21 protein-coding genes are annotated in these 24,632 nt (G+C 49.1%); 3 read left to right on the forward strand and 18 right to left on the reverse strand.

The window, feature by feature from the left end:
- Positions 1 to 121 precede the first annotated feature (121 nt).
- The 6 genes from gap to DXD92_RS00975 all read right to left on the reverse strand — a co-directional run bounded on the left by gap (position 122) and on the right by DXD92_RS00975 (position 5,481).
- A complete protein-coding gene (gene gap, locus DXD92_RS00950; RefSeq protein ID WP_022463324.1) occupies positions 122 to 1,135 on the reverse strand; it encodes a type I glyceraldehyde-3-phosphate dehydrogenase in 1,014 nt (337 codons plus the stop codon).
- 263 nt (positions 1,136 to 1,398) lie between these two features.
- Positions 1,399 to 2,199: a histidinol-phosphatase HisJ family protein gene (locus tag DXD92_RS00955; RefSeq protein ID WP_022463325.1), complete on the reverse strand. Its 801-nt coding sequence runs from the start codon at positions 2,197 to 2,199 to the stop codon at positions 1,399 to 1,401.
- Positions 2,196 to 3,290 carry a tRNA 2-thiouridine(34) synthase MnmA gene (gene mnmA / locus DXD92_RS00960; RefSeq protein ID WP_117509091.1) on the reverse strand — a complete coding sequence of 365 codons (1,095 nt, stop codon included), beginning with the start codon at positions 3,288 to 3,290 and terminating at the stop codon, positions 2,196 to 2,198. The genes DXD92_RS00955 and mnmA overlap by 4 nt, the downstream gene beginning before the upstream one ends.
- Positions 3,291 to 3,292: 2 nt before the next feature.
- Complete coding sequence (gene nifU, locus DXD92_RS00965) at positions 3,293 to 3,730, reverse strand: Fe-S cluster assembly scaffold protein NifU (RefSeq protein ID WP_022463327.1); 438 nt, start codon at positions 3,728 to 3,730, stop codon at positions 3,293 to 3,295.
- A 107-nt stretch (positions 3,731 to 3,837) separates the two neighbouring features.
- On the reverse strand, positions 3,838 to 5,019 hold the full coding sequence (nifS, locus tag DXD92_RS00970; RefSeq protein ID WP_022463328.1) for a cysteine desulfurase NifS: 1,182 nt from the start codon (positions 5,017 to 5,019) through the stop codon (positions 3,838 to 3,840).
- Positions 5,020 to 5,025: 6 nt separating this feature from the next.
- Positions 5,026 to 5,481 (reverse strand): RrF2 family transcriptional regulator, encoded by a 456-nt coding sequence (locus tag DXD92_RS00975; protein ID WP_022463329.1) that lies wholly within the window; start codon positions 5,479 to 5,481, stop codon positions 5,026 to 5,028.
- Between the two features lie 158 nt (positions 5,482 to 5,639).
- Between DXD92_RS00975 and DXD92_RS00980 the strand changes: the two genes are divergently transcribed.
- The gene (locus DXD92_RS00980; protein WP_055218215.1) at positions 5,640 to 7,001 is read left to right on the forward strand and encodes a polysaccharide biosynthesis protein; all 1,362 of its coding nucleotides are present in this window, start codon (positions 5,640 to 5,642) and stop codon (positions 6,999 to 7,001) included.
- A 167-nt stretch (positions 7,002 to 7,168) separates the two neighbouring features.
- The gene (locus DXD92_RS00985) at positions 7,169 to 8,203 is read left to right on the forward strand and encodes a 3-deoxy-7-phosphoheptulonate synthase (RefSeq protein WP_118639916.1); all 1,035 of its coding nucleotides are present in this window, start codon (positions 7,169 to 7,171) and stop codon (positions 8,201 to 8,203) included.
- 98 nt (positions 8,204 to 8,301) lie between these two features.
- Here DXD92_RS00985 and xerD read toward each other — a convergent pair whose 3' ends face one another.
- From xerD to DXD92_RS01000, 3 genes are all read right to left on the reverse strand, one after another.
- On the reverse strand, positions 8,302 to 9,183 hold the full coding sequence (gene xerD / locus DXD92_RS00990; RefSeq protein WP_117509101.1) for a site-specific tyrosine recombinase XerD: 882 nt from the start codon (positions 9,181 to 9,183) through the stop codon (positions 8,302 to 8,304).
- A 111-nt stretch (positions 9,184 to 9,294) separates the two neighbouring features.
- Positions 9,295 to 9,870, reverse strand: coding sequence for a stage II sporulation protein M (locus DXD92_RS00995; protein WP_055267028.1), 576 nt, complete (start codon positions 9,868 to 9,870; stop codon positions 9,295 to 9,297).
- Between the two features lie 214 nt (positions 9,871 to 10,084).
- A complete protein-coding gene (locus DXD92_RS01000) occupies positions 10,085 to 12,667 on the reverse strand; it encodes a glycoside hydrolase family 3 protein (RefSeq protein WP_118639917.1) in 2,583 nt (860 codons plus the stop codon).
- A gap of 187 nt (positions 12,668 to 12,854) precedes the next feature.
- Here DXD92_RS01000 and DXD92_RS01005 point away from each other — a divergent pair, with 187 nt between their 5' ends.
- Entirely contained in the window at positions 12,855 to 13,685 is an 831-nt protein-coding gene (locus tag DXD92_RS01005) for an AraC family transcriptional regulator (protein WP_118639918.1), read from the forward strand.
- Between the two features lie 112 nt (positions 13,686 to 13,797).
- Here DXD92_RS01005 and rny read toward each other — a convergent pair whose 3' ends face one another.
- From rny to DXD92_RS01050, 9 genes are all read right to left on the reverse strand, one after another.
- Positions 13,798 to 15,363, reverse strand: coding sequence for a ribonuclease Y (rny, locus tag DXD92_RS01010; RefSeq protein WP_117800851.1), 1,566 nt, complete (start codon positions 15,361 to 15,363; stop codon positions 13,798 to 13,800).
- Between the two features lie 148 nt (positions 15,364 to 15,511).
- Complete coding sequence (locus DXD92_RS01015; protein WP_055218226.1) at positions 15,512 to 16,138, reverse strand: regulatory protein RecX; 627 nt, start codon at positions 16,136 to 16,138, stop codon at positions 15,512 to 15,514.
- Positions 16,139 to 17,206, reverse strand: a complete 1,068-nt coding sequence (recA, locus tag DXD92_RS01020; protein ID WP_022463338.1) for a recombinase RecA — start codon at positions 17,204 to 17,206, stop codon at positions 16,139 to 16,141.
- Between the two features lie 273 nt (positions 17,207 to 17,479).
- Complete coding sequence (gene glgA / locus DXD92_RS01025) at positions 17,480 to 18,922, reverse strand: glycogen synthase GlgA (RefSeq protein ID WP_117760400.1); 1,443 nt, start codon at positions 18,920 to 18,922, stop codon at positions 17,480 to 17,482.
- A 192-nt stretch (positions 18,923 to 19,114) separates the two neighbouring features.
- A complete protein-coding gene (spo0A, locus tag DXD92_RS01030; RefSeq protein WP_055218233.1) occupies positions 19,115 to 19,915 on the reverse strand; it encodes a sporulation transcription factor Spo0A in 801 nt (266 codons plus the stop codon).
- Positions 19,916 to 20,121: 206 nt separating this feature from the next.
- Positions 20,122 to 21,342 (reverse strand): SpoIVB peptidase, encoded by a 1,221-nt coding sequence (gene spoIVB, locus DXD92_RS01035; protein WP_158554956.1) that lies wholly within the window; start codon positions 21,340 to 21,342, stop codon positions 20,122 to 20,124.
- A 165-nt stretch (positions 21,343 to 21,507) separates the two neighbouring features.
- The gene (gene recN, locus DXD92_RS01040) at positions 21,508 to 23,199 is read right to left on the reverse strand and encodes a DNA repair protein RecN (RefSeq protein ID WP_117509106.1); all 1,692 of its coding nucleotides are present in this window, start codon (positions 23,197 to 23,199) and stop codon (positions 21,508 to 21,510) included.
- Positions 23,200 to 23,263: 64 nt separating this feature from the next.
- Positions 23,264 to 23,740, reverse strand: coding sequence for an arginine repressor (gene argR / locus DXD92_RS01045; RefSeq protein ID WP_022463344.1), 477 nt, complete (start codon positions 23,738 to 23,740; stop codon positions 23,264 to 23,266).
- A gap of 29 nt (positions 23,741 to 23,769) precedes the next feature.
- Complete coding sequence (locus DXD92_RS01050; protein WP_117804022.1) at positions 23,770 to 24,627, reverse strand: NAD(+)/NADH kinase; 858 nt, start codon at positions 24,625 to 24,627, stop codon at positions 23,770 to 23,772.
- Positions 24,628 to 24,632 lie beyond the last annotated feature (5 nt).

The raw sequence follows: 24,632 nt of genomic DNA on the forward strand, positions 1-24,632 counted from the left end.
TTTTGCACACGGAAAAGGGCTGTTTTTGTGCCGTATTTTTCCGCCGCATTCGCAAAAAGGGCCCGGTCCTTAACAGACCGGACCCTTTGGGCTCTGAAATTTTGCCGTTCAGTTTGTTAAATTATGCTAACTCGCTGAAGTATTTGATGGTACGAACCATCTGGCTTGTGTAGGAGTTCTCGTTATCATACCAAGAAACAACCTGTACCTCTGTTGTTCCGTTGTCCAGCGGAAGAACCATGGTCTGAGTTGCATCGAACAGAGAACCATATCTCATACCAACGATGTCGCTGGATACGATTTCATCTGTGTTGTATCCGAAGGACTCGGTTGCAGATGCTTTCATTTTTGCGTTGATCTCGTCAACAGTTACAGTTCCTTCTACAACTGCTGTAAGGATTGTGGTAGAACCGGTTGGGGTTGGAACACGCTGTGCAGAACCGATCAGTTTGCCGTTCAGTTCCGGAATAACAAGGCCGATTGCTTTTGCAGCACCGGTGCTGTTTGGAACGATGTTAACTGCAGCTGCACGGGATCTTCTCAGATCGCCTTTTCTCTGCGGTCCGTCCAGAGTCATCTGATCTCCAGTGTAAGCATGGATAGTAACCATGATACCGGATTTGATCGGAGCCAGTTCGTTCAGAGCTTTTGCCATAGGTGCAAGGCAGTTTGTGGTGCAGGATGCAGCGGAGATGATGTTGTCGTCTGCTGTCAGGGTCTCATGGTTTACATTGTAAACGATGGTCGGAAGGTCGTTACCAGCCGGAGCGGAGATAACTACTTTACGAGCGCCTGCATTGATGTGTGCCTGAGCTTTTGCTTTGGAGGTGTAGAATCCGGAGCACTCCAGAACTACGTCTACGCCAAGCTCTCCCCATGGGCAGTTGTTAGCATCCGGGAAAGCATAGATTTTGATGTTTTTGCCATCTACTGTGATGGAATCTTCATCGGATGTTACGGTATCAGCCAGAGCATATTTTCCCTGAGAAGAGTCATATTTTAACAGATGAGCTAACATCTTCGGGGATGTTAAATCGTTGATTGCTACTACTTCATAACCTTCTGCTCCAAACATCTGTCTGAATGCAAGACGTCCGATACGGCCAAAACCATTGATTGCTACTTTTACTGCCATGATTTTCAATTCCTCCTAAAAAGTGAATTTTAATTTTGAGTCTCTGTACTTTGTTAAAGAAACATCAACCTTATCTGTATAATACCTAATTTCGTCGGAAAATTCAAGTTCTATTTTCAAGAAAATACGAAATTATTTCTAAAATTTGTGAAGAAGCCGGATGCCAATCCGTATTTCTGCAAAATTTCGAAAGATCCGTCTATTGCAGAAAGAGCCGGAATCCAGCCTTTCTGGGGCTTTTTCCGGCTTTTCCTGCGTATTTTCTATTGGATCGGCAGATATTCCGGCTTTTTCTCTTTAAACCGCACGTAGTACCGGAATCCGGCTTCCTGCGCGATAGCTGCCGCGTCCGCGAAATGAAACGCTATATGTTCCGGTTTGTGGGCATCGGCACCGAAGGTGATCTTTTCGCCGCCCAGTTCCCGGTATCTTCTGATGACATCCGGCGTCGGATTCGGCACGCCAAGGCCTGCCTTGTAGCCGCCGGTGTTGATTTCCAGCGCGATATCGTACTGAATCAGCTCTTTTAAAATGGTATCGATCTCGTCCGCAAATGCGCGGTAGCTGTAATCTTTTCCCTTTTCTCTGCAGTAGCGTACCACATAATCCAGATGACCAAGCGTCTGGAAATTGTGGAAGAACCGGATATTTTCTGCTGTAGCCCGAAAATACGCCCGGTACAGCTCTTCTGCTGTCCAGTCCGGGAAAGCATCCTCATAATAGGGGTCTTTTCCGTCAATGACATGCATGGAGCCGATCACATAGTCGAACGGCCACGCATTTACATACTCTTCCATCCGTTCTTTTAAGTGGAGCTGCAGTCCCAGTTCCACGCCGAATCGGATATCGATTCTGTCGTGGTATTTTTCCTGCAGTTCCCGGATTTTTGCCGCATATGCCGGTGTATCGAGCTGGAACTCGCCGGTACTGTAATCCATATCGTAGTGATCCGTCAGGCAGATTGCCGGAAGTCCCAGCTCGACTGCCCGTTTTACCATCTCTTCTGTTGGTGCTTCGCTGTCACTTGAAAAGAAACTGTGCATATGACAGTCCGCTATTTTCATCTTTCGGCCTCCGTAATCGTTCCGCCTCCGCCGACACAGCCGTCCACGTAGAAGACAACAGCCTGTCCCGGTGTCGGAGCACGCACGCCGTCCGGGAAGGTACAGGTAATCTCATCTTCCCCGGTCCGTTTGATCACGCACGGGGAGCCTTTGTGCCCGTACCGGATTTTTGCGGTGCAGGAGAGCTCTTCTCCAAGTTCCAGCGGCGGAATTGCCATATAGTTTACTTTGTTTGCTTTTACTACTTTTGCGAAAACCTCTTCATTTTCGCCGACCACAACCTCGTTCGTCTCCGGACGGATTTCCAGTACGAACACGCGGTGTCCCATCGGAAGGCCGAGTCCGCGGCGCTGTCCTACGGTGTAATGGGTAATCCCCTCATGGGTACCGAGGATTTCACCCTTTGTATTCACGAAATTGCCTTTCGGTGCCACGATTCCTGTCTCGTTCCGGATAAAGGAAGCGTAATCCTGATCCGGCACGAAGCAGATTTCCTGGGAATCCTTCTTTTTTGCTACCGGAAGACCGATTTTTGCTGCAATCTCACGAATCTGATCTTTTGTGTAGTCTCCGACCGGCATCAGCGTATGCGAAAGCTGCTCCTGGGTCAGATTATACAGTGCATACGTCTGGTCTTTTGCCGCTGTTACCGAATTTGCAATCGCATACCGTCCATTGGCAAGCTGTTCGATTCTTGCATAATGTCCAGTCGCAATGTAGTCCGCTCCAATGGAAAGACTGCGCTGAAGCAACGCTTCCCATTTCACATAACGGTTGCAGGCGATACACGGGTTCGGTGTTCTGCCGCAGAGATATTCGTTCGTGAAATAGTCCATGACGTTCTCACGGAACTCTTTTTTGAAGTTCATGACATAATACGGAATGTCCAGCACCTGTGCCACGCGCCTTGCATCATCAACAGCAGAAAGGCCGCAACAGCCCCCGTTTTCCTCCTGGACTGTCTCGGCCTCATCCTGCCAGATCTGCATGGTCACCCCGATGACATCGTATCCTGCTTTTTTCAGGAGATACGCTGCCACCGAGGAATCTACGCCGCCGGACATTCCAACGACTACTTTCTTTTTTCCCATACTTAGTATTCTTCCTCTTCCTCGCCCTCGCTGATATCAGACTTCGGTTTTGCAAGACCTTCGATCTTGATGTGGTGTTTCTCTGCGTAATCCCAGAGTGCAGCGTGAATTGCTTCTTCTGCAAGCAGAGAACAGTGAACTTTGACCGGCGGAAGTCCGTCGAGTGCTTCCATAACAGCTTTGTTGGTTACTTCCAGAGCTTCCTGGATGGTTTTTCCTTTTACCAGCTCGGTTGCCATACTACTGGTTGCAACTGCGGCGCCGCAGCCGAAGGTTTTGAATTTGCAGTCCTGAATGATGCCGTTATCGTCGATGTCAAGATACATTCTCATGATATCGCCGCATTTTGCATTTCCAACGGTACCTACACCGCTTGCGTTCTCAATTTCTCCTACATTTCTCGGATGCTGGAAATGATCCATTACTTTTTCACTGTACATTGTTATTCTTCCTCCTGAACTATTTCAAAGCAGTCCTCCTCCGGCACAGCTTTTACCTGAATTTTTCTGTACCGGCTTTCTGGATGGACTGTCTTATTTTTTTAAACTTATTTACCCTGCTGTTTTTTGATGTAATCCTCATACAGCGGGGACATGCTGCGCAGACGGTCTACGATCGCTTTAATCTGCTCTACAACAAAATCAACGTCCTCTTTTGTGATCTCCTCACTTAAAGTCAGACGTAAGGAACCGTGTGCTTTCTCGTGCGGCAGTCCGATGGCCAGCAGTACATGGGACGGATCCAGGGATCCGGAAGTACATGCAGAACCGCTGGATGCGCAGATACCTTTCATATCCAGCATGATCAGAAGGGACTCTCCCTCGATGAATTCAAAGCTGATGTTGCAGTTGTTCGGCAGACGTTTTACCGGATCGCCGTTCAGACGGCAGTTCGGAATCTCGGTTAAAATACGGTTGATCAGATAATCACGTACTTCGATTTCTTTTGCGGTACGCTCCGCCATAGTTCTTGCCGCACGCTCTGCCGCAACTCCATATCCTACGATGCCCGGTACATTTTCTGTTCCGGCACGGCGTTTTCTTTCCTGCGCACCGCCGTGTACGAAGGAGCGGATTTTCACACCCTTTCGGATGTAAAGGAAGCCGATTCCTTTCGGTCCGTTAATCTTATGACCGCTGGAACTGAGCATATCAATATTACACTCATCCACATTGATCGGGATCTGACCAAATGCCTGTACGGCATCTGTGTGGAATAAAATATTGTGTTCTTTTGCAATTCTTCCGATTTCCTTGATCGGCTGAATCGTTCCGATTTCGTTGTTTGCCGCCATAACGGAAATCAGAATGGTCTCAGGTGTGATGGCTGCTTCGAGTTCATCCAGATTGACAACGCCGTTCTCATCGACGCCGATATAGGTGATTTTCGCACCGCGCTCTTTTTCCAGATACTCACAGGTATGAAGAATCGCATGATGCTCGATTTTTGTGGTGATGATGTGGTTTCCTTTATTTTTATATGCTTCAAAGGTAGCTTTTAACGCCCAGTTATCGGACTCGCTGCCGCCGGCTGTGAAATAAATTTCCTCCGGTTTTGCGCCGAGCACGTTTGCGATCTGCTCTCTTCCTTTGGTGATGGCTTCTTTGCTTTTTCCTGCAATTGCATAAATACTGGATGGATTTCCGTAGTATTCGCTGAAATAAGGAAGCATAGCCTCGACAACTTCCGGGGCTGTTTTTGTTGTTGCCGCATTGTCCAGATAAATCATTGTTGTTCACTCCTTGTCATTTCTATCGCTGTTTCTGTTTTTCTCTAATTGCCGGCTCTGCTGAACCAGCTCTCCGAGGCTGATGGAATCCACAGCGTTCGTAATTCCCTCATTGATCCTCTGCCACACAAAACGCGTGACGCAGAAATCGGCCGCATCGCAGCCGCCCAGGCCTTCATTGACCGAGCACGTGACTGCCTCGAGTCCGCCCTCCAGCACACGGAGAACATCTCCTACCGAAATGGAATCTGCCGGTTTTGCAAGTACATATCCACCGCCTGCTCCCCGCACACTCTCAATGAATCCGGCTTTTCGAAGCGGACGCACCAGCTGCTCCAGATAGCTCTCTGAGATATTCTGGCGTTCTGAAATGCTGGCAATGGACACTGCACCCTCTTCTTCGTGACTCGCCAGATCGATCATGGCACGCAGGCCATATCTTCCCTTGGTCGATAATTTCATTCCTGGTTCTCCTTTTTCCTGTGCTGTCGTTTTCCAATTCCGACAGTTTTAATCGGATTTATTTCTCACTCAGAATAGCACCTATCACGGGGTTCTGTCAAGGAGTTTTTTCGCATATTTTAGACTATCTGCGCAATGCCGTGAAAGGAGTCTATCCCATGCTGAAAATCACAAGAAAGAACACGCTTCTTCTTGGCACACTGATCCTGACCGCGTCCGGGATCATCTGCAGAATTCTTGGATTTCTCTATAGAATATTCCTGTCGCGCCGGATCGGTGCGGAAGCCTTTGGTATCTACCAGCTCGCCACACCACTCTACGCACTGATGCTCTCCCTTGGCGCAGGCGGCATGCAGACGGTGCTCTCGCGCTTTGTCGCATCGTACCTTGCCAAAAAGGATTCCAGACGGGCAAAGATCTGTCTGGCGGCCGGATGCGGCATTGTAGTGATACTTTCCTTCTCCGCCTCCATCTTTCTCTTTTTCAGCGCGGATTTTATCGGAACACGGCTTCTTTTTGAGCCGCGGACGATTCTGCTCCTCCGGATTTTATCACTCGGCATTCTCCCCTCCGGGATCCACAACTGTCTCTCGGCATGGTATCTTGGCCAGAATCAGACGGCACTGCCTTCTTTTTGCCAGCTTTTGGAACAGTTCGTGCGCATGGGCGCTTCCTACCTTGCCTGGCTTTTCTGTCTTTCCACAAGCCTCCCCTCTGCCGCTGTCGCTGCATTCGGTACTGCCGCCGGCGAACTCTTTTCGTGTCTCTTTCTGATGGCCTGCCTGTCCGTCTCGCACAGCAGGTCCCCTCAGAAACACCGCCCGATTTCTGTTTTTTTCAAAGAAAAGACCCTCTGGTACGATACCTTCCGAGAGCTTGCCGTTTTGAATCTTCCGCTTACGCTGAACCGTATTCTTCTGAATGTCCTCCACAGCATTGAAAGTGCTCTGCTCCCCGGCTGTCTGGTCACCTTCGGTCTTTCCCGGAAAGCAGCGCTCTCGCAGTATGGCATTCTCACCGGTATGGCACTTCCTATGATCTTTTTTCCATCTGCCATCACCCACGCGGTGTCCGTCATGCTTCTGCCCGGCGTAGCAAAACAGCAGGCCGACGGTACGCCGGAGCAAATATCAGACACGATCCGTTATACAATTTCTTTCTGTGTGCTGCTTGGCACTTCCGCTGTTTTTGCCTTTTTCTTTTTCGGTCCGTGGCTTGGACGTTTCCTTTTTCAAAACGAAGAAGTCGGCGTTTTTCTGCGTATCCTTTCATTTTTAAGTCCTTTTCTCTATCTAGAAACGACACTTGGAAGCATTTTAAACGGCCTTGGAAAAACTTCTCTCGTTTTTTTCCAGAACCTTGCCGGAGATGTAATTCGTATTCTTGCAATTCTTTTTCTCGTCCCGGTTTTCGGCATCCGTGGCTATCTCTATGGTATTCTTGCAAGTGAACTTACCATTATGACAATGGCACTTTTGTTCCTGCATCGGGAATCTGCAAACGGATTTGCTGTTCATTGATACCTTTTTTCTATCTTTTTTAAGAGAAACAGAATTTTCGCCGAAAAAATATCGACAATCTTCGCGTTATGTATTATAATTTATAGATAGTTTGCGACGGGGCACACAAGAACGCTCCTCTGTCCGCAGCTAGAAAAGAAGTGCATCTAAGATAAAGGAGAACGAAAATGAGCCTTGAATTTGTAAGAAAACTTCCCACCCCAACAGAGATCCGGGAACAATATCCCTTAAGCGCCCGCGCAACCGAAATCAAAAAACAGCGTGACGCTGAAATCGTAAAAGTCTTTACCGGGGATTCCGATAAATTTCTTGTTATCGTAGGACCTTGCTCCGCAGACAACGAAGACGCTGTTCTGGAGTACAATCACCGTCTGGCAAAGGTTGCCGACAAAGTATCCGACAAACTGATCATCATCCCGCGTGTCTATACCAACAAACCGCGTACCACAGGTGAAGGCTACAAAGGTATCGTTCATCAGCCGGACCCGGAAGGAAAGCCGGACCTGCTGCACGGCCTGATCGCCATGCGTAAAATGCATATGCGTGTAGTAGAAGAGACTGATCTGACTTCTGCAGACGAAATGCTGTATCCGTCCAACTGGAGCTATCTGTCCGATATTCTCTCCTATGTTGCGGTCGGCGCACGTTCCGTAGAAAACCAGGAGCACCGTCTGACTGTTTCCGGCATCGACATTCCGGCCGGCATGAAAAACCCGACCAGCGGTGATCTTTCTGTTATGATCAACTCCGTCATTGCCGCACAGGGCTCCCACTCCTTTATTTACCGTACCTGGGAGGTAAAGACAAGCGGAAATCCGCTGGCGCACACCATTCTCCGCGGTGCAACCAACAAGCACGGCAACTCCGTGCCGAACTATCACTACGAGGACATTCAGCTTCTGCTGGAGAAATACAACGAAACACATCTCGTAAACCCGGCTACCATCATCGATGCCAACCATTCCAACTCCGGAAAGAAATACGAGCAGCAGATCCGTATCGTCAAAGACGTTCTGCACACAAGACGATGCAACAAGGATATCGAAAGTCTCGTAAAAGGTGTTATGATCGAAAGCTATCTGGAGCCTGGCAATCAGAAAATCGGATGCGGAAATCATGTCTATGGTAAATCCATCACTGACCCGTGCCTTGGCTGGGATCAGACCGAACGCCTGATTTATGATATCGCTGAGGAGTGCTAAATTTTCTCAACACCCTAAAAACATCAAAAACCTTCGCTGCAGTTTTTCACCAGTCTGCGGCGGAGGTTTTTCTATCGTTTTACTTTTCTGTTCCACCTTTACTTTCTCGGATGTGCCTTCCGGTACACATCCCTGATTTTATTCACACCAAGGTGGAGATACATCTGCGTCGTCGAAATATCGGCGTGTCCCATCATCTCCTGGACACTCTTTAAGTCCGCACCGTTTTGCAGCAGATGGGTTGCAAACGAATGACGCAGGGTATGCGGCGTAATATCCGCCGTAATGCCTGCGGATTTCGCATAGGATTTCAGAATTTTCCAGAATCCCTGACGACTCATCGGACCTCCGGAGCAGTTGACAAACAATACATCATCATCCCGTCCATGCATCAGGGCTGCGCGCGCACTCCCCAGATACTGCTCCAACGCCTTTTTCGCCGGTCCGCCGAACGGAACGATCCGCTCCTTTTCATCGCGGCAGGTGATGTAGCCCATCATAAGGTTGACATCCTGTATCTTCAAATGGATCAGCTCACTGACGCGGATACCGGTCGCATACAGCATTTCCAGCATTGCTTTGTCGCGGATCCCCTTTGGCGTGTCGGTTTTTGGCTGGCGAAGCAGCAGATCGACCTCTGCGATGGAAAGGATCTCCGGCATTTTCCGCTCAACCCTCGGTGGCTGCAGTGCTTTCGACGGGTCAGATACCATTTTTCCCTCCTGACATGCATATTGGCAAAACATATGAATCGCCGCAATGCTGCGCGAGATCGTTGCCGGGGAGAAGTGTTCCCGCTCCAGATATAATAAATAAGAATTTAAAACCGTTGCATTCATCTGCTCCGGTTTTTCTATTCCGTGCTCCTTCAAAAAAACTGCCAGCTTTCGAAGATCGCGCTGATAGGAGACTTCTGTATTTTTTGACGCTTTCTTTTCCGTCTGTAGATAGTCCGTAAATGACTGTATCGTTTCCTGCATAGCTTTTTTCCTTTTTGCTTTTTTCTCCCTCTCACTGCCCGATAAAGGGTAACAATGCTTTTAATTATATACACGTTTTTTCAAAAATGCAATTCCCTTTTCAGACCGTTTTTACAGGATTTTCGCAAGAAACCACGGATTGACATAACTCTCAAGCAGAATACCCCACAGAAGCAGGATCATTGCAAAGAAGTAGCGCACGCCGAAGCAAAAATATTCCTTTTTCTGTATGCCGCCGGCAAGGTGATTCGTCTCTGCCATCCGGCTGCACGCAGCAGCCATCAGAAATAACGCGGCAAGGTAGAGGAAAATCTGCGGAAAAAGAGCCAGAAAAAAGAATAAAAGACCTGCCATTCCGTTCTGCAGATAGGCAGCCGAGAGAAAGACGCCACACAGAAAACCATATGCCCAAACGGCAGCAGTGGCAAAATACGCACCGATTGCCGTCAATCCAAAGAGAAGTCCCGCAAATGCCGGTGCTAACCGTACCTTTAGAAGATAGGAAAAGCAGGCCTTTGCGGAAATTTTTCTTCCAAAAAACGCCTCCGCCTGAAAGAGGCGGACGCTATTTCCCTCCTTCATTCCCGTGTGGGATGCCGCAAGCAGCAGCAGTACACCGAGAGTCATACCGGCCGCAAACCAGAGGGCAAAAAAACGAATATATGCATTCTCATCCCGTTCTCTCATTTGCTTTTTGCGCCTCCTTATTTTCTGCCTTACTGTCAATGTATTCACGGTTCATAGACAATATACGTAAAAGAAGTGCCTGCTCCGCAGACCCCCATCTGCGAATGGCACTTCTTTCCTCTTTTCAGGGTCCCCCAATGTCTCACGCACCGAAATGTCCGTTCATTTCAAACCCTGCTTTTTGTATATCCCCATAAGATATTTTTCACTTCTTTTATTTCACGACAAGATAGGTATCCAGATCATCGAACTGATCAAGGTAGCTGACTGCGCCCTCGTACATATTGGACTGCAGTACGATATTTACCGTGTTATAGATGCAGCGTTTCAGTTCTGCCATCGTCAGAGTTCCATCTGCAAGTTCTTTTTTGATGTTCTCGTGATCCTCCGGCAGACCCGGCATTACCATGTCATTTCCGGCTCTCATGCAGCCCGCTGCCGTACACTCGCCCTGGATCTGTACGTTGGTGGTTGTCCAGTCGGTCATGATAGCTCCTGCAAATCCCCACTCATCTCTCGCTGCTTTCGTGCAGGTATCGTAGCAGTTTGCAGTGTGCACACCATTGATCAGGTTGTAAGATGTCATAATGGACATCGGCTGTGCATCTTTGACTGCGATTTCAAAGCCTTTCAGATAGATCTCACGCAGTGCACGCTCGGACAGGATGGAATCGGAGCCCATACGGTTATCCTCCTGATTGTTGCATGCGAAGTGTTTGATCGTGGTTCCGCAGCCCGGTACCTTCTGTACACCGAGCGTCATAGCAGCCGCCATCATACCGGCAAGCAGCGGATCCTCGGAATAATATTCAAAGTTTCTTCCGCAGAGCGGATTTCTGTGGATGTTCATGCCAGGTGCCAGCCACAGTGTTACGTTGAACAGCTCCATCTCATGGCCGATCATCTCGCCGACTCTCTTGATCAGTTCTACATCCCAGCTCTGTGCCAGAAGTGTTCCAACCGGAATTGCGGTACAGAACTGATAATAGGTTGTTCCGCGTTTTTCCTGCGGTTTGCTGAAGAATCCGCCTTCCAGTGCCGCCAGGAAATCGCTCGCTACGATCTCTCCGTTGTCTACCTGGTATTCTCTCTTCAGACGAAGACCTGCAGGTCCGTCGACCAGAGCAATCGTGGTTACATTCCACGGCTCCTCCGAAGCACACGGGGATGTCTCCGCTGCTGCTCCCGGAACAGAAATTCCTGCGGAGCCAAGCGCGTTGCCCTGTGCTCTTCCCGGATCACCGGTTGCAAGGAGTGCCAGCTGATCCACAGAAAGGGATTCCACAATCTTTCCTGCTTTTCCAGGAAGCTCTTCCGGTACCGGCTGGTAATCTACTTTCTCAGTTGGGATCTCAGATGCTTTGAGCTCGATCACGCTCATTCTCTTTTCTTTTACTTCCTTCTGCCATGCAGCCTCTCTTGCCTGAACTTTTTCTGCATCAGGAACAATCTCATTCAATTTCTCTTTCAGCGGGCAGATATTTTCACACGCTGTCATGACTGCTTTCTCGTCCAGCTCCAGCGCGCCGGAGAGAACAGATGTATTCAGATCATTTCCAATCCAGATACCATACATGCCAGGCTCCAGAATCCAGGATGCGCTTTCCTCCTCATAGGAAGTCAGCTGATACAGCGGGAAGGTGATGGTCATGGTCTGGGATTCCTTCGGAGCCAGCAGTTTTGTTTTTCCAAAGCCTGCCAGACGGCGGAACTCTTTCACCAGTCTGCCCTGCGGGCAGGAAGCGTAGATCTGTACAACTTCTTTTCCTGCATAAGTATCGCCGGTGTTGGTAACGGTAACAGTCACGCTTACTTTCGGATTCATCATACCGCGGCCGCTTACTTTGATGTCATCGGTTCTGATCTCGAAATCGGTGTAGGACATACCGTAACCGAAGGAGTAACGGACTGGTACTTCAAAGGTATCGAAGTAACGGTATCCAACGAAGATACCCTCTTCGTATTTTTCTTTCATGAGGTCGCCGCTCTTGTAGCTGTAAACCTCTGCACCCGGATAATCATAGTAATCTTTTGCCCAGGTATCTGTCATTTTTCCGGATGGGGTTACATCGCCGCTTACAACATCAGCAAATGCATTTCCGCCTTCCTGGCCTGCCTGTACGTACTGTAAAATAGAGCGGATATTGTCAAATTCTTCTACGAATGCCAGATCCATCAGGCCGCCGGTGTTGATAACAAGAACAACGTTTTTATAGCATCTGGAAACCTGTGCCAGAATAGCTTTCTCTTCTTTGGAGATGAAGTAGTCACCCTCCGTATCAAAACGGTCTTTGTTCTCTCCTGCGATACGTGCCAGAACGAAGAATGCGGTGTCTGCACCGTCGGCTGCTGCTTTCTCTTCATCGATTGGGTTTCCGGATGGCATAAAGAACGGGGTTGCAGAGTAAGCATCAAAGAATTTTGTGTCGTCTCCGTTCAATTTTGTGAAAATCTCATTTTTCCAGTCCAGTCTTGCCTGTACGTAGAGTTTATCGTAATCCTCCAGCCATTCACTGCTTGTTACGTCGTAGCCTGCATTTTTCATGCCCTGGAAAATATTAACGCTGTCACGCTCATTGACATCGCCGGAACCGGTGCCTCCTTTGATGGTGCGGATCGCACCTGCTCCGTAAAGACCTACCTTGCTGCCCTTTGCCAGCGGCAGGAAATGATCTTTGTTTTCCAGAAGAACGAATCCCTCTGCTGCTGCCTCGCGGGCAAGTTTGCGGTGATCTGTTTCACGCTGGGTTACTTCCGGAGATGTAGTTCCGTTAAAGGTTCTTACCTTTGCTTTCATGTCTTTGTTCCTCCCAAACTTTGTTTCGTGCTAATGTCTCCATTATCTTCCCTTTTTCGTGTAACTTCTAGTTCCTTTCTTGTCCTTTCTCTGGTTGATATTGATATTTCGCCCAATTTCTGGTACAATATTCTTATCTTTTTTGATTATAATTGACGTATATTTCTATCACATCCTGGAGGTACTTATGGAATCCTGCTTTTACGAAACAATCCACGAAACCGATCTGCTGCATGTCCGTTTTGAACAGTTGGATGCACTCACTTTTGTTTTTCCCGCGCACTGGCATGAATATGTGGAAATTCTCTATCTGATCAGGGGACAGTTTTCCGCGATTGTCCAGGCAACGGAGTATCAGTTAAACGAGGGTGATCTGATTATCATCAACTCCGGCGACCTCCATATGACGCGCTCCAACACCTGTACATATCTTCTGCTGCAGATTTCCGCAAGCCAGATGCGCCAATATCTGCCGGACTTTGATACGATGCGTTTCGACACGATCATTCCCTGCTCGGAACAGCCGGCTCCGCTCCCCGCACTGCTCTCGGAGATGAACGAGATCCGGCAGAATCCTTCCGATTCATACCAGCTTCTCTTTACCTCACGACTGTACGAATTTCTGTACCATCTCTGCCGGTCGTATTCCCACCAGATCCCTTCGGCATCCCTCACGGGTTCACAGCGCGATCTGCAGCGCGTGACACACGTTATGAACTGGGTGAAAGTGCATTACCCGGAACCGTTAAGCCTCGAAACAGCCGCAGATTCCCTGGCACTCTCGAAGGAGTATTTCTGCCGGCTCTTTAAAAAGTATACCGGACAGACCTTTCTCGAATATCTGAACGATGTGCGCACGATGCACCTGTACGAAGATTTACAGAATTCCGACGAAACGATCACGGTACTGATGGAGAAAAACGGGCTGTCGAATTACAAAATTTTTATGCGGACCTTCAAAAAGCTGTATGGCTCTACACCTCAGAAAATGCGCTCGAACCGGATACGGCACGTATAAATTCTTTTGAAACTTACTGTTCTTATACACACTGAAAAGGCTGTGGAACATGATTGCTCATGTCCACAGCCTCTTTTTGATTTCGTTATTAAATTGTTTTGTAGAAAGTCTTTTATTTCGCATAATCCGTTACACGGCTCTCGCGGATAACATTGACCTTGATCTGTCCCGGGTATTCCAGTTCAGCTTCGATCTGTTTCGAGATATCCCTTGCGAGCAGTACCATTTCAGAATCGGATACCTGCTCAGGAACAACCATGATGCGGACTTCTCTACCAGCCTGAATAGCAAAAGATTTTTCGACACCCTTGAACGAATTCGTGATGTCTTCCAACTGTTTTAATCTGTTGGTATATGTTTCGAGTGTTTCTCTTCTTGCACCCGGTCTTGCTGCGGAAATTGCATCCGCTGCCTGAACGATACATGCAATCAGAGACTGGGGCTCTACATCCCCGTGATGTGATTCTACTGTGTTGATCACAATCTGAGATTCTTTGTACTTTTTGCAGAGATCTGCACCGATCTGAATGTGAGATCCTTCTACCTCATGGTCGATGGATTTACCGATATCATGAAGCAGCCCGGCACGTTTTGCCATGCGGACATCGCATCCTACCTCTCCTGCGAGGAGACCGGAAAGCTGTGCTACCTCGATCGAATGCTTTAATGCATTCTGTCCGTAGCTGGAACGGAATTTCATTCTTCCAAGGAGACGGATCAGCTCCGGATGAAGTCCGTGTACACCGACTTCCAGTGCGGCTGCCTCGCCTTCCTCACGAATATTCTGTTCTACTTCTTTGCGGGCCTTTTCTACCATCTCTTCGATGCGGGCCGGATGGATTCTTCCGTCTACGATCAGTTTTTCCAGAGCAATTCTTGCCACCTCACGGCGGATCGGATCGAACGAGGAAAGAACGACTGCTTCCGGTGTATCGTCGATGATCAGGTCAACGCCTGTCATGGTTTCGAGTGTACGGATGTTTCGTCCTTCACGGCCGATGATGCGGCCTTTCATTTCATCGCTCGGAAGCTGTACCACGGAGATGGTACTCTCGGATACGTGATCGACAGCACATTTCTGAATAGCTGTTACCACATACTCTTTTGCCTTACGGCCTGCTTCCTCTTTTGCTCTGCTCTCCAGCTCTTTGTAGAGCTTTGCTGTGTCGATTTTTACTTCGTCTTCCACAGATTTTAACAGATACTCTTTTGCTTCCTCGGAGGTAAAACCGGAAATTCTTTCCAGTTCCTGTACTCCTTTTTCGTGTAGACCGTCTACTTCCTTTTCTTTCTTTCTGACGCTTGCCTCTTTTGCTGCAATTTCGTTTTCACGACGCTCCAATACGTCCGCTTTCTTATCTACAGATTCTTCTTTCGATAAAACGCGCTTTTCATATTTCTGCAGTTCCGCTCTGCGCTCTCGGGTCTCTTTTTCTACTTCATTTTTGGTACGAAGAGACTCCTCCTTCGCCTCCAGCAGGGCTTCCCGTTTCTTAGTTTCGGCAGTTTTCAGTGCTTCATCTATGATGTTTCTCGCCTTTTCTTCCGCTGTGCCAATTTTTTCAGCATCCTGCTTGATTTTATTGTCCACAGCAATTTTCCTGGTAACAGGAACCGCAATAAGCAGCGTGACTACTACAGCAATGAATACCAGCAGAATTGTAATACCTGTACTCATTACCGGAGCACCTCCTTATTTAGTTTTCATTGCACATTTACAACACTACAATTTTATACTGTTTTCACAAATTTGTCAATGTTTTAAAAATATTCATGTAATTTATTGCACATAATTTCGCGGCATGTGGCGGAATCGCCGGGAATATTCAGGATTCTTCGTCAGCGGAATCTTGGTATTCTTCCAGTGCCCGACGGATTTCGGAACTGCCGAATCCCTTCCGCGTCAGAAAACCGGCAGCACGGCGGTACTCTTTTTCATCCAGCCGGTGCGGCGTGCCGAGCTTTGCGAAGGCGGCACTTTTTGCAAGTTCATACTCATCGCGGGCATCCTCCTGCTCTTCCAGGACGGATTCCACCAGTTCCCGGTCCACGCCTTTCTGTGCCAGCGCATAGAGGACTGCCTTTTTCCCTTTTTTCGCACCGCTGCCCGCAAGATACTGCTCCACGTATGCGCGGTCGTCGATATAGTGAAAGCTCTCCACGTACGAGACAGCCTCTTCAATGGCTCTCTCGGGATAGCCGTCTTTTCGTAACTTATCTTCCAGCTCTTTTTTCGTCCGCATCTGTCCGAGCAGCAGATACATCGCGCGGTGTTTGGCCCTTTTAGTCAGCACTTCCCCTGCCAGCTTTTCGTAAACCTCATCGGGAAGCTCCTCCTGCTCTTTGATGCGGGAAGCGCGGATTTCCCCGTTATAAAGAACCAGATCCTCTCCGTCATCGAAGAGGATCCGTGATTTCTTTTTATTCAGAGGACGAATCTCTGTCACAAACATTTATTCGTCGTCTCCTTCGGTTTCCGGAACTGCTGCTGTTTCTTCTGTGCCTTCCGGCGCTTCTTCCTTGATCAGGCCGTAAGCCACGCGCACTTTGTGCTCGATCTCATCCATGATTTCCGGATGCTCGCGCAGGTATGCTTTCGCATTTTCGCGTCCCTGGCCGATCTTGTCGCCGCCGTATGCGAACCATGCGCCGCTCTTCTGTACGATGCCGACGGAAGCTGCCAGATCCAGAACGTCTCCTTCTTTGGAGATTCCTTTTCCGAACATGATATCAAATTCTGCCTCGCGGAACGGCGGAGCTACTTTGTTTTTCACGACTTTGATTCTGGTACGGTTTCCGACCATCTCTCCGCCCTGCTTTAAGGCTTCAATTCTTCTGACATCAAGACGGATGGAAGAATAGAATTTCAGTGCACGGCCGCCGGTTGTAGTCTCCGGATTTCCGAACATGACACCGACTTTTTCACGCAGCTGGTTGATAAAGATAACAATACAATTGGATTTGCTGATCGCTGCAGTCAGTTTCCGGAGTGCCTGAGACATCAGACGCGCCTGCAGTCCGACGTGGGAATCTCCCATGTCGCCGTCGATCTCGGCTTTTGGAACGAGGGCTGCAACAGAGTCCACGATGATGATGTCTACCGCACCGGAACGAACCATCGTCTCGGTGATCTCAAGTGCCTGCTCGCCGTTGTCCGGCTGTGAGATATAAAGGTTTTCAATATCAACACCGATGTTTTTGGCATAGGCCGGATCGAGCGCATGCTCTGCATCGATGAAGCCGGCGATTCCGCCGCGTTTCTGTACTTCGGCTACCATGTGGAGCGCTACGGTTGTTTTACCGGAAGACTCCGGTCCATATACCTCGATGATTCTTCCCTTCGGCACACCGCCAAGGCCGAGTGCGATATCCAGGCTTAAAGAGCCGGTCGGGATGGTTTCCACGTTCATGTTTGCTGCGGAATCTCCGAGCTTCATGACAGCTCCTTTTCCGTACTGTTTTTCAATCTGTCCAAGTGCGGCATCGAGTGCACGCAGTTTATCTTCGTTATTATTTCCCATACTGAATATTCTCCTTACCATGCGAACGTTCGTTCGCTTCTGTATACATACTATTACAAATCTGCTTTGTTGTCAACTGTTTTTCTTGTGTCTTTTTTCAGCCCCCAAATCCTCTGCACCGGAGCTGCTTCGAATATATCCTTATGCACAAGTGTAGCATATTCCACTCTCCTGCCGCAACCCAAAAATACTGCAAAAAAATCCCGAAACGGCTTTTCTTTCCTCTTCTGCCATTTCGGGATTTTTTTCTTATTTTTCAGAATGCAGACCAGCTTATCCGATCAGCCAGTTGTACATTTCCTCGTACTGTTTTGCGGAATTCGCCCAGGAGAAATCCTGTGCCATTGCGCGGTCGATCATCTTGTTCCACTCGCGTTTTTTGTCGTAATAGATGCGCTCTGCGTACCGCACGGTACCCATCATCTCATGCGCATTGTAGTTTGTGAAGCTGAATCCAGTTCCTGTTCCCTCGTACTCATTGTACGGCTCTACGGTGTCTTTGAGGCCGCCGGTCTCGCGGACGATCGGAAGGGTTCCGTAGCGGAGGCTCATGAGCTGGGAGAGTCCGCATGGCTCAAACAGGGACGGCATCAGGAAGGCATCGCAGGATGCATAGATCTTGTGTGACATTGCATCGGAATAGTAGATGTTTGCCGAAACCTTCTTGTCGTATTTCCATGCGAAGTGGCGGAACATGTTCTCGTAGCGCTCCTCGCCGGTTCCAAGGATCACAAACTGTACGGCATCCTGGCACATCTCATCCATCATATAGCTGATGAGGTCGAAGCCCTTCTGATCGGTCAGCCGGGATACGATACCGATCATCATCGTCTTCGGATTGACCTCGAGTCCTAACTCCTCCTGCAGTGCCAGTTTATTTTTCACTTTCTCTTTACGGAAGTTCTTTACATTGAAATTCTTTGCAATCTGAGCGTCTGTCTCCGGGTTCCACTCATTGTAGTCGAGTCCGTTTACAATACCGCGCAGATCGTTTGCTCTTGCACACATCAGACCGTCGAGTCCTTCGCCATAGAACGGGGTCTGAATCTCCTGCGCGTATGTATTGCTGACGGTGGTGATCGCATCTGCGTAAACCAGACCGCCCTTCAAGTAGCTGGCATCGTGTTTGAACTCCAGCTTATCCGGTGTGAAGTAGTAGTCGGAAAGGCCGGTAATGCTCTGAATCGTCTTGCGGTCCCAGATGCCCTGGAATTTCAGGTTGTGGATCGTCATGACGGTTTTGATTCCCCGATAGAATTCATCTGCCTGGAAACGCTCGTGCAGGTAAACCGGAACGAGACCGGTCTGCCAGTCGTGGCAGTGGATGAGGTCCGGGCGGAAGCCGATGGTCGGTAAAATGGAAAGCGCTGCTTTGCTGAAGTAAGCAAATTTTTCCAGATCCCACGGCATGCCCGCATATGGAGTGCTTCCTCCGAAATGCTCCTCGTTGTCGATAAAGTAGAATTTGATGCCTTCATATTCCATCTCGAAAATGCCGACATACTGCTGTCTCCAGTTCAGATCCATGTAGAAGTTTGTCACATACCGCATCTGATTTTTAAACTGTTCTTTGATTCCTGCGTATTTTGGAATCACCACGCGCACATCAAAATACTCTTTCGGGAAGTACTTCGGCAGAGAACCTACTACATCCGCCAGACCGCCTGTTTTGATGAACGGTACACACTCTGAAGCCACGAACAAAATATTTTTCATGAAAAGAATCCTCCTGTAATTTCATGCTGATTATCGCATCTTTGTTTTTCTGTAATTCCTTCCTTTTTGTCACGATCCTATGAAACGCGAAAGGATAATCAACGTCCTGTCTGTATTATACCGTACTTTGTCCAGAAAAAAAAGTCTAAACTTCTGTAATTTCTCCGTTTGTTCGGATTTTTTTGTTACTTTTTACTGATTTTTCAGTTCAAGACGTATTTTATCTGCAATTAATGCAATAAATTCAGAATTTGTCGGTTTACCCTTGCGGTTGTTCACGGTATAGCCGAACAGCTCGTCGATTGTGTCCATTTTGCCGCGGCTCCAGGCCACTTCAATCGCATGGCGGATGGCACGCTCGACACGACTTGACGTTGTCTGGTGGCGTTTCGCGATGGTCGGATAGAGAATCTTGGTAATGGAATTGAGCATTTCCGTGTCCTCTACGGAAAGCAGAATCGCATCGCGCAGGTACTGGTATCCTTTGATATGGGCAGGAACGCCGATCTCGTGGATCATATTTGTCACATCGATTTCCAGACTGTTTTCCGGCGGACAGATCGGCTCTTTTCCGGGGTTTGTAAAATTTCTTGGATGGTATCTTCTTACTGCTGTCATTCCTTTTGTTGCTTTGATCCGGTTCAGAAGAGTTTCGTTGTCGAACGGTTTTAAGACGTAATAGTAAGCGCCGAGCCGGAACGCATCTTCGGTGATCCTCTCCTCTCCTACGGCGGAGACAACGATAAAGGCAGGTCTTTTTTTCAGATTTTTATCCTCATTGACTTTCTCCATTACAGTCAGACCATCCATCTTCGGCATGAAAATGTCAAGCAGTACGACGTCCGGTTCTTTGTCGCGGATGATACTGTAGATATCATTTCCGTTTCCGGTCTGCCCGATCAGTTCAAGCGTGTCATCCTGTTTTATGACGTTCCCAAGCATTTCCTGCATGCGTTCGTTATCATCCGCGATGGCAATGTTGATCTTTTCCATAAAGCTCTCCTTTGCAAAAACTCATAGTCTTTCCGGAATTTCACTGCATCCGTTTTCTTCTGAACTTTTTCCAATCACACAGACATTATAATTTTATTTTTTCGCATTTTCAATATATTTCCCGTAATTTTTTGAAAATTCGATCGACATTTTCCGTAAAAATTCGGAAGTTTGTAACAATTCCAACCAAATTAACGCATATTTTTTCAGTTCCGTGCAAGCATGTTTTCCGCAAAGACACCGTAGCCTTTTTCTGGATGGTTTACGAAAACATGGGTAATGGCGCCGATCAGCCTTCCGTTCTGGAGCACCGGCGAGCCGGAATTTCCCTGTACGATGCCGCCGGTTTTCTGTAGCAGCCGTTGATCGGTAATTTCGAGCACAAAATTTTTGTTCGTATTCTCGCTTCCAAGATCGATTTCTGTAATCTCCGCCTCATACTCTTCTACCGTATTGTCCACGCACATCCGTACGGTGGCCGGGCCCGTCTCGATCTCCTGCCGATAGGCAATTTCCGTCACGGTAAGCGGCAGTGCACTGCTTTTTTCCCTGTCCAGAACGCCGTGGATACCGTAGATGGTATTCTCCGCCACTGATCCGATACGGTTCTTTTCTTCGTAATGGATCACACCCTGCAGTTCACCCGGTACACCCGCTTTTCCCGGGATCACAGACAGAATCTGTGTCAGATACAGTTCTCCGCCGTTCAATTGGAGCATTTTTCCGGTATCGACATCACTGATTCCATGGCCGAGCGCTGCAAAGGTTCCGTCCGGTTCCACGAAAGTCAGTGTTCCGATTCCCTGCATATTGTCGCGGACCCAGGCCCCGAGGCGGCAGGTGCCGTCCTGGCTTTTCTGCGGTGTCACCTGCACTTCGATCGTTTCCCCGTCCCGAAGCAGGGAAAGACACACCGGGGAACCGTTTGATACTTTTACTGCATCAATCAGCTCCTGCTTGCTGCGGATGCTCTGTCCGTTTACTTTTGTGATATAGTCGCCTTCCCGCAGAATATTTTCTGACGGACGGCTGACGGTTCCGTCGGACGAACGGATTTCGGCTGTACGGATCACCATCACACCGTCGGTCTCCATATAGATACCGACCGGCGCGCCGCAGACGGCAACTTTCGGCCGTTCTTCCTGGATCACACGGATCTTTTTCAGCGGGATCCCGGCGGCGGAACATTCTACAACCGTTTCACCCGTTTCTCCGAATTCGTTTTTTTCTGCTTCCTTCGTATCTTCCGAAATTGTCAGAAGCGGATGTTTCGTGAGCGGCTGAAACGGGCTTTCGCTGTTCTCATCCACATACATCGTATCCGGCAGGGATTCGCGCATGGCATCGTAGCCAAGAAGAACAGCGAGGATCAGAAACAGCGCCGCCAGCGCAAGCAGGACTCTTCGGTATTTTTGTTTTCTCGTCATTTGCATTCCCATCCTTTCCGCCGCAGGGCAGAACTGCGGCATTTCTTTTGTTTTCGCGGCGGTCGTCAAGTTCTCGTGCAGGCACGGACTTTGACTCGCCGCCCGCGAAAAAGAGGGAAACCACGCTTTGTTTCGTGATTTCCCTCTTAGTATGCGGACTTCTCTTTATTTGAGTCTTGCAGATTTTTGTACCTGTGCCAATTCCTTCATCTCGCTGGCATTTGCCAGAACAGAATCCGTAATTTTCGCGCCGCCAAGCATTCTTGCCAGTTCTCTGACAGAATCTTCCTCGGATAATGGATGGATCGATGTGACGGTCTCGTTTTCTTCGACGTTTTTTTCGATTTCAAAATGAGAATCTGCCATCGCTGCGATCTGCGGCAGATGGGTGATGCAGATGACCTGATGGCGCTGCCCGATCTGTGCCATTTTTTCGGAAACTTTCTGCGCCGTCCTTCCGCTGATTCCGGTGTCGATTTCATCGAAAATCAGGGTTTCTGTCTCGTCGCGGTCGGCAAGAATCGTCTTGATTGCAAGCATGATTCGCGACAGTTCACCGCCGGAAACAACTTTCGCCAGCGGACGGATCGCTTCGCCCGGGTTTGTGGAGATTAAGAACTCCACAGCATCGGTTCCGTTTTCGGTGTAGCTTTTTGTCTTTTCAAATGAAATTTCAAATGCGACATGCAGGAAATTCAGGTCGCGCAGACCTTCGATAATCTGTGTTTCGAGCCGTTTTGCATAGTTTCTGCGGATTTTGGACAGATTATGTGCGGCCGCATCCAGTTTCTGCTCCGTTTTCTGTAACTGCTCCTGCAGTGCGGCGCGGCAGCTCTCAAAATTTTCCAGTTTTTCCAGTTTTTTCTGCTGTTCTTCGCGGTATGCGGCGATCTCTTCCATCGTCTTTCCATACTTTGCTTTCAGGCGGTTGATCTCGTCGAGCCGCTTTTCCGTCTCGTAATACTCTTCTTCGGAAAAGGTCAGTTCGGAAAGATATGCGGAAATTTCGCGGTTGAAATCATTCAGCAGTCCGTCAATATCGGAAAGGGTCTGCGACGGACCGGAAAGTGCATCGTCGTACACCGCGGCCTGCTGCAGCTCCCGGATTGCGCGGCCGACCTGCTCCCCAGCGCTGTTCTCTGCACCGTAGCCGGTGATCGCATATACCGTCTGCAGAGATTCCGCGATCTTTTTCGCATGGCCCATTTTCCGGTACGCAGTTTCCAACGCTTCGTCCTCGCCCTCTTTTAGCTCTGCCTGATCAATCTCGTTGATTTCAAACGTAAGAAATGCTGCCTCCCGCTTTCTTGCCTCCTCGTCGAGTTCGTACGCCGAGAGCTCCTTTCGGACATTCTTCCACTCCTGGTACAGCGCCCGGACCTCTCCTTTTGCCGTGGCCGCCTCGGTTCCCGCAAACGCGTCAAGAATCGCGATCTGCCGGTCCGGATAGAGCAGCGACTGGTGCTCATGCTGGCCGTGGATGTCGAGCAGCAGGGACGCAAGAGCTTTTACCTGCGAGATATTGCATGCCTCGCCATTGATGCGGCAGACGCTGCGGGATCCGGTGATCTTTCTGGAAATAATCACCTGACCCTCCTCCGCCTCGAGATCCATCTCTTTTAACAGCTCCAGCACATGCGGATTTTCGGTTTCAAAGACCAGTTCCACCAGCGCGCTTGTCTCTCCCGTCCGGATCATCTCGCGGGATATCTTCTTTCCAAGCGCCGCGTTGATCGAACCGATCAGGATGGATTTTCCGGCTCCGGTTTCTCCGGTCAGTATATTCAGGCCCGGACCGAACTCCACTTCCGCTTCGTCGATCAGGGCCAGATTTTTTACGTGTAAGTTTGTGAGCATTCTTTTCCTCCGGTGTCACACCTGCTGTCATCTTTTTGTCTCTTTTTGCAGAGACGTGCGTTCTTTAGAACTCTTCGCCCGTCTCCTCCATGCCGTCCACCATTTTTTTCAGTCGTTCTGCTGCCACAAGCGCCGCATCATCGTCTCTTGCCACGCAGAGAATCGTATCGTCTCCGCCGATGCAGCCGACAATTTCATTCCAGTTCATCTCATCGAAAGCCGCTGCCGCCGCCATCGCCATTCCAGACACGGTTTTGATGACCAGAATATTCTTGGCAAGATCAACGGAAATATACGCGTCTTTTAACACGCGCGCATAGCGGCTCCCAACCTCGGACGGTGCGTTCTGCAGAACCGCATAGCGGCTTCCGCCGTTCTCTTTTGGTACTTTTGTGAGCTTCAGCTGGCGGATATCCCTCGAAATCGTCGCCTGCGTTACGGCAAAGCCGCTCTCCTCCAGCTTCTTTGCCAGCTCCTCCTGTGTTTCAATGTCATATTGGTTAATTAATTTGATAATCTGTGCATGTCTCGCGATTTTCATTTCAAGCATCCTTCCCCAGTAACTATATCTTAAATGTTTGCCATTTTCTTTCTTAATGTCTCCAGAAAACTGATGTTGCTGATCTTCACAATCAGAGTGTCCCGTCTGGCCTTTTTGATCACGATCCGGTCGCCGGTTTTCATCGGAACGCGGGTGTCGCCGTCAAAATATGCCATGCCCTGTTCAATGCCGCCGTCTCTCGAAGGCCCGAGCTCCACCTCGATCACATCCTCTGCCGGAAAGACAATGCTTCTCGTATTCAGGGTGTGCGGGGCAAGCGGTGTCATCAGCATCAGGCTGGCTGACGGTGAGATGATCGGGCCGCCCGCGGAGAGGCTGTAGCCGGTCGAACCGGTCGGCGTTGCGATGATGATGCCATCGGCGCTGTAGGAATTTAAAAACTCCCCGTTAACGTAATTGTCGAACCGGACGACACGCAGGTTTCCCTCACGGGTGATCGTAATGTCGTTGAGTGCCGTGTCCTCCGCAATCAGCTTTCCGTCCCGGTAAATCGATCCGCAGAGCATCATGCGGTGCTCAATCGTATACTCATCCGCCATCAGATGATCCAGCGCCGGATAAAGCGTGTCACGGTCGATTTCCGCAAGATAGCCGAGCGTTCCCAGATTGATGCCGAGCAGTGGAATCTGTAAATCCACCACGTCGCCTGCTGCCTGCAGAAGCGTGCCGTCACCACCGAGCACCAGAATGCCGTCGATATCTGACGGAACCTTCGCCGGATCCGTATAATGGTATTTTTCCCCTTTTTCGCTGTTATCGCAGAGAAGACACGTTTTTCCGCGCTCCTCCAGATATTGCCTGATCTGGTCTGTCACGGTAAGGTCCGGGTCTTTTGCTCTGTTTGTGATCAGGTAAAATCGCTCCATATCAT

The organism is Blautia sp. TM10-2 (assembly GCF_003480845.1).
Taxonomy (GTDB): domain Bacteria; phylum Bacillota; class Clostridia; order Lachnospirales; family Lachnospiraceae; genus Fusicatenibacter; species Fusicatenibacter saccharivorans.

Bases quoted from the DNA above. Each gene is read 5' to 3' on its own strand.
- gap (WP_022463324.1), bottom strand. From the start codon at position 1,135: ATGGCAGTAAAAGTAGCAATCAATGGTTTTGGCCGTATCGGACGTCTT.
- DXD92_RS00955 (WP_022463325.1), bottom strand. From the start codon at position 2,199: ATGAAAATAGCGGACTGTCATATGCACAGTTTCTTTTCAAGTGACAGC.
- mnmA (WP_117509091.1), bottom strand. From the start codon at position 3,290: ATGGGAAAAAAGAAAGTAGTCGTTGGAATGTCCGGCGGCGTAGATTCC.
- nifU (WP_022463327.1), bottom strand. From the start codon at position 3,730: ATGTACAGTGAAAAAGTAATGGATCATTTCCAGCATCCGAGAAATGTA.
- nifS (WP_022463328.1), bottom strand. From the start codon at position 5,019: ATGATTTATCTGGACAATGCGGCAACAACAAAAACAGCCCCGGAAGTT.
- DXD92_RS00975 (WP_022463329.1), bottom strand. From the start codon at position 5,481: ATGAAATTATCGACCAAGGGAAGATATGGCCTGCGTGCCATGATCGAT.
- DXD92_RS00980 (WP_055218215.1), top strand. From the start codon at position 5,640: ATGCTGAAAATCACAAGAAAGAACACGCTTCTTCTTGGCACACTGATC.
- DXD92_RS00985 (WP_118639916.1), top strand. From the start codon at position 7,169: ATGAGCCTTGAATTTGTAAGAAAACTTCCCACCCCAACAGAGATCCGG.
- xerD (WP_117509101.1), bottom strand. From the start codon at position 9,183: ATGCAGGAAACGATACAGTCATTTACGGACTATCTACAGACGGAAAAG.
- DXD92_RS00995 (WP_055267028.1), bottom strand. From the start codon at position 9,870: ATGAGAGAACGGGATGAGAATGCATATATTCGTTTTTTTGCCCTCTGG.
- DXD92_RS01000 (WP_118639917.1), bottom strand. From the start codon at position 12,667: ATGAAAGCAAAGGTAAGAACCTTTAACGGAACTACATCTCCGGAAGTA.
- DXD92_RS01005 (WP_118639918.1), top strand. From the start codon at position 12,855: ATGGAATCCTGCTTTTACGAAACAATCCACGAAACCGATCTGCTGCAT.
- rny (WP_117800851.1), bottom strand. From the start codon at position 15,363: ATGAGTACAGGTATTACAATTCTGCTGGTATTCATTGCTGTAGTAGTC.
- DXD92_RS01015 (WP_055218226.1), bottom strand. From the start codon at position 16,138: ATGTTTGTGACAGAGATTCGTCCTCTGAATAAAAAGAAATCACGGATC.
- recA (WP_022463338.1), bottom strand. From the start codon at position 17,206: ATGGGAAATAATAACGAAGATAAACTGCGTGCACTCGATGCCGCACTT.
- glgA (WP_117760400.1), bottom strand. From the start codon at position 18,922: ATGAAAAATATTTTGTTCGTGGCTTCAGAGTGTGTACCGTTCATCAAA.
- spo0A (WP_055218233.1), bottom strand. From the start codon at position 19,915: ATGGAAAAGATCAACATTGCCATCGCGGATGATAACGAACGCATGCAG.
- spoIVB (WP_158554956.1), bottom strand. From the start codon at position 21,342: ATGACGAGAAAACAAAAATACCGAAGAGTCCTGCTTGCGCTGGCGGCG.
- recN (WP_117509106.1), bottom strand. From the start codon at position 23,199: ATGCTCACAAACTTACACGTAAAAAATCTGGCCCTGATCGACGAAGCG.
- argR (WP_022463344.1), bottom strand. From the start codon at position 23,740: ATGAAAATCGCGAGACATGCACAGATTATCAAATTAATTAACCAATAT.
- DXD92_RS01050 (WP_117804022.1), bottom strand. From the start codon at position 24,627: ATGGAGCGATTTTACCTGATCACAAACAGAGCAAAAGACCCGGACCTT.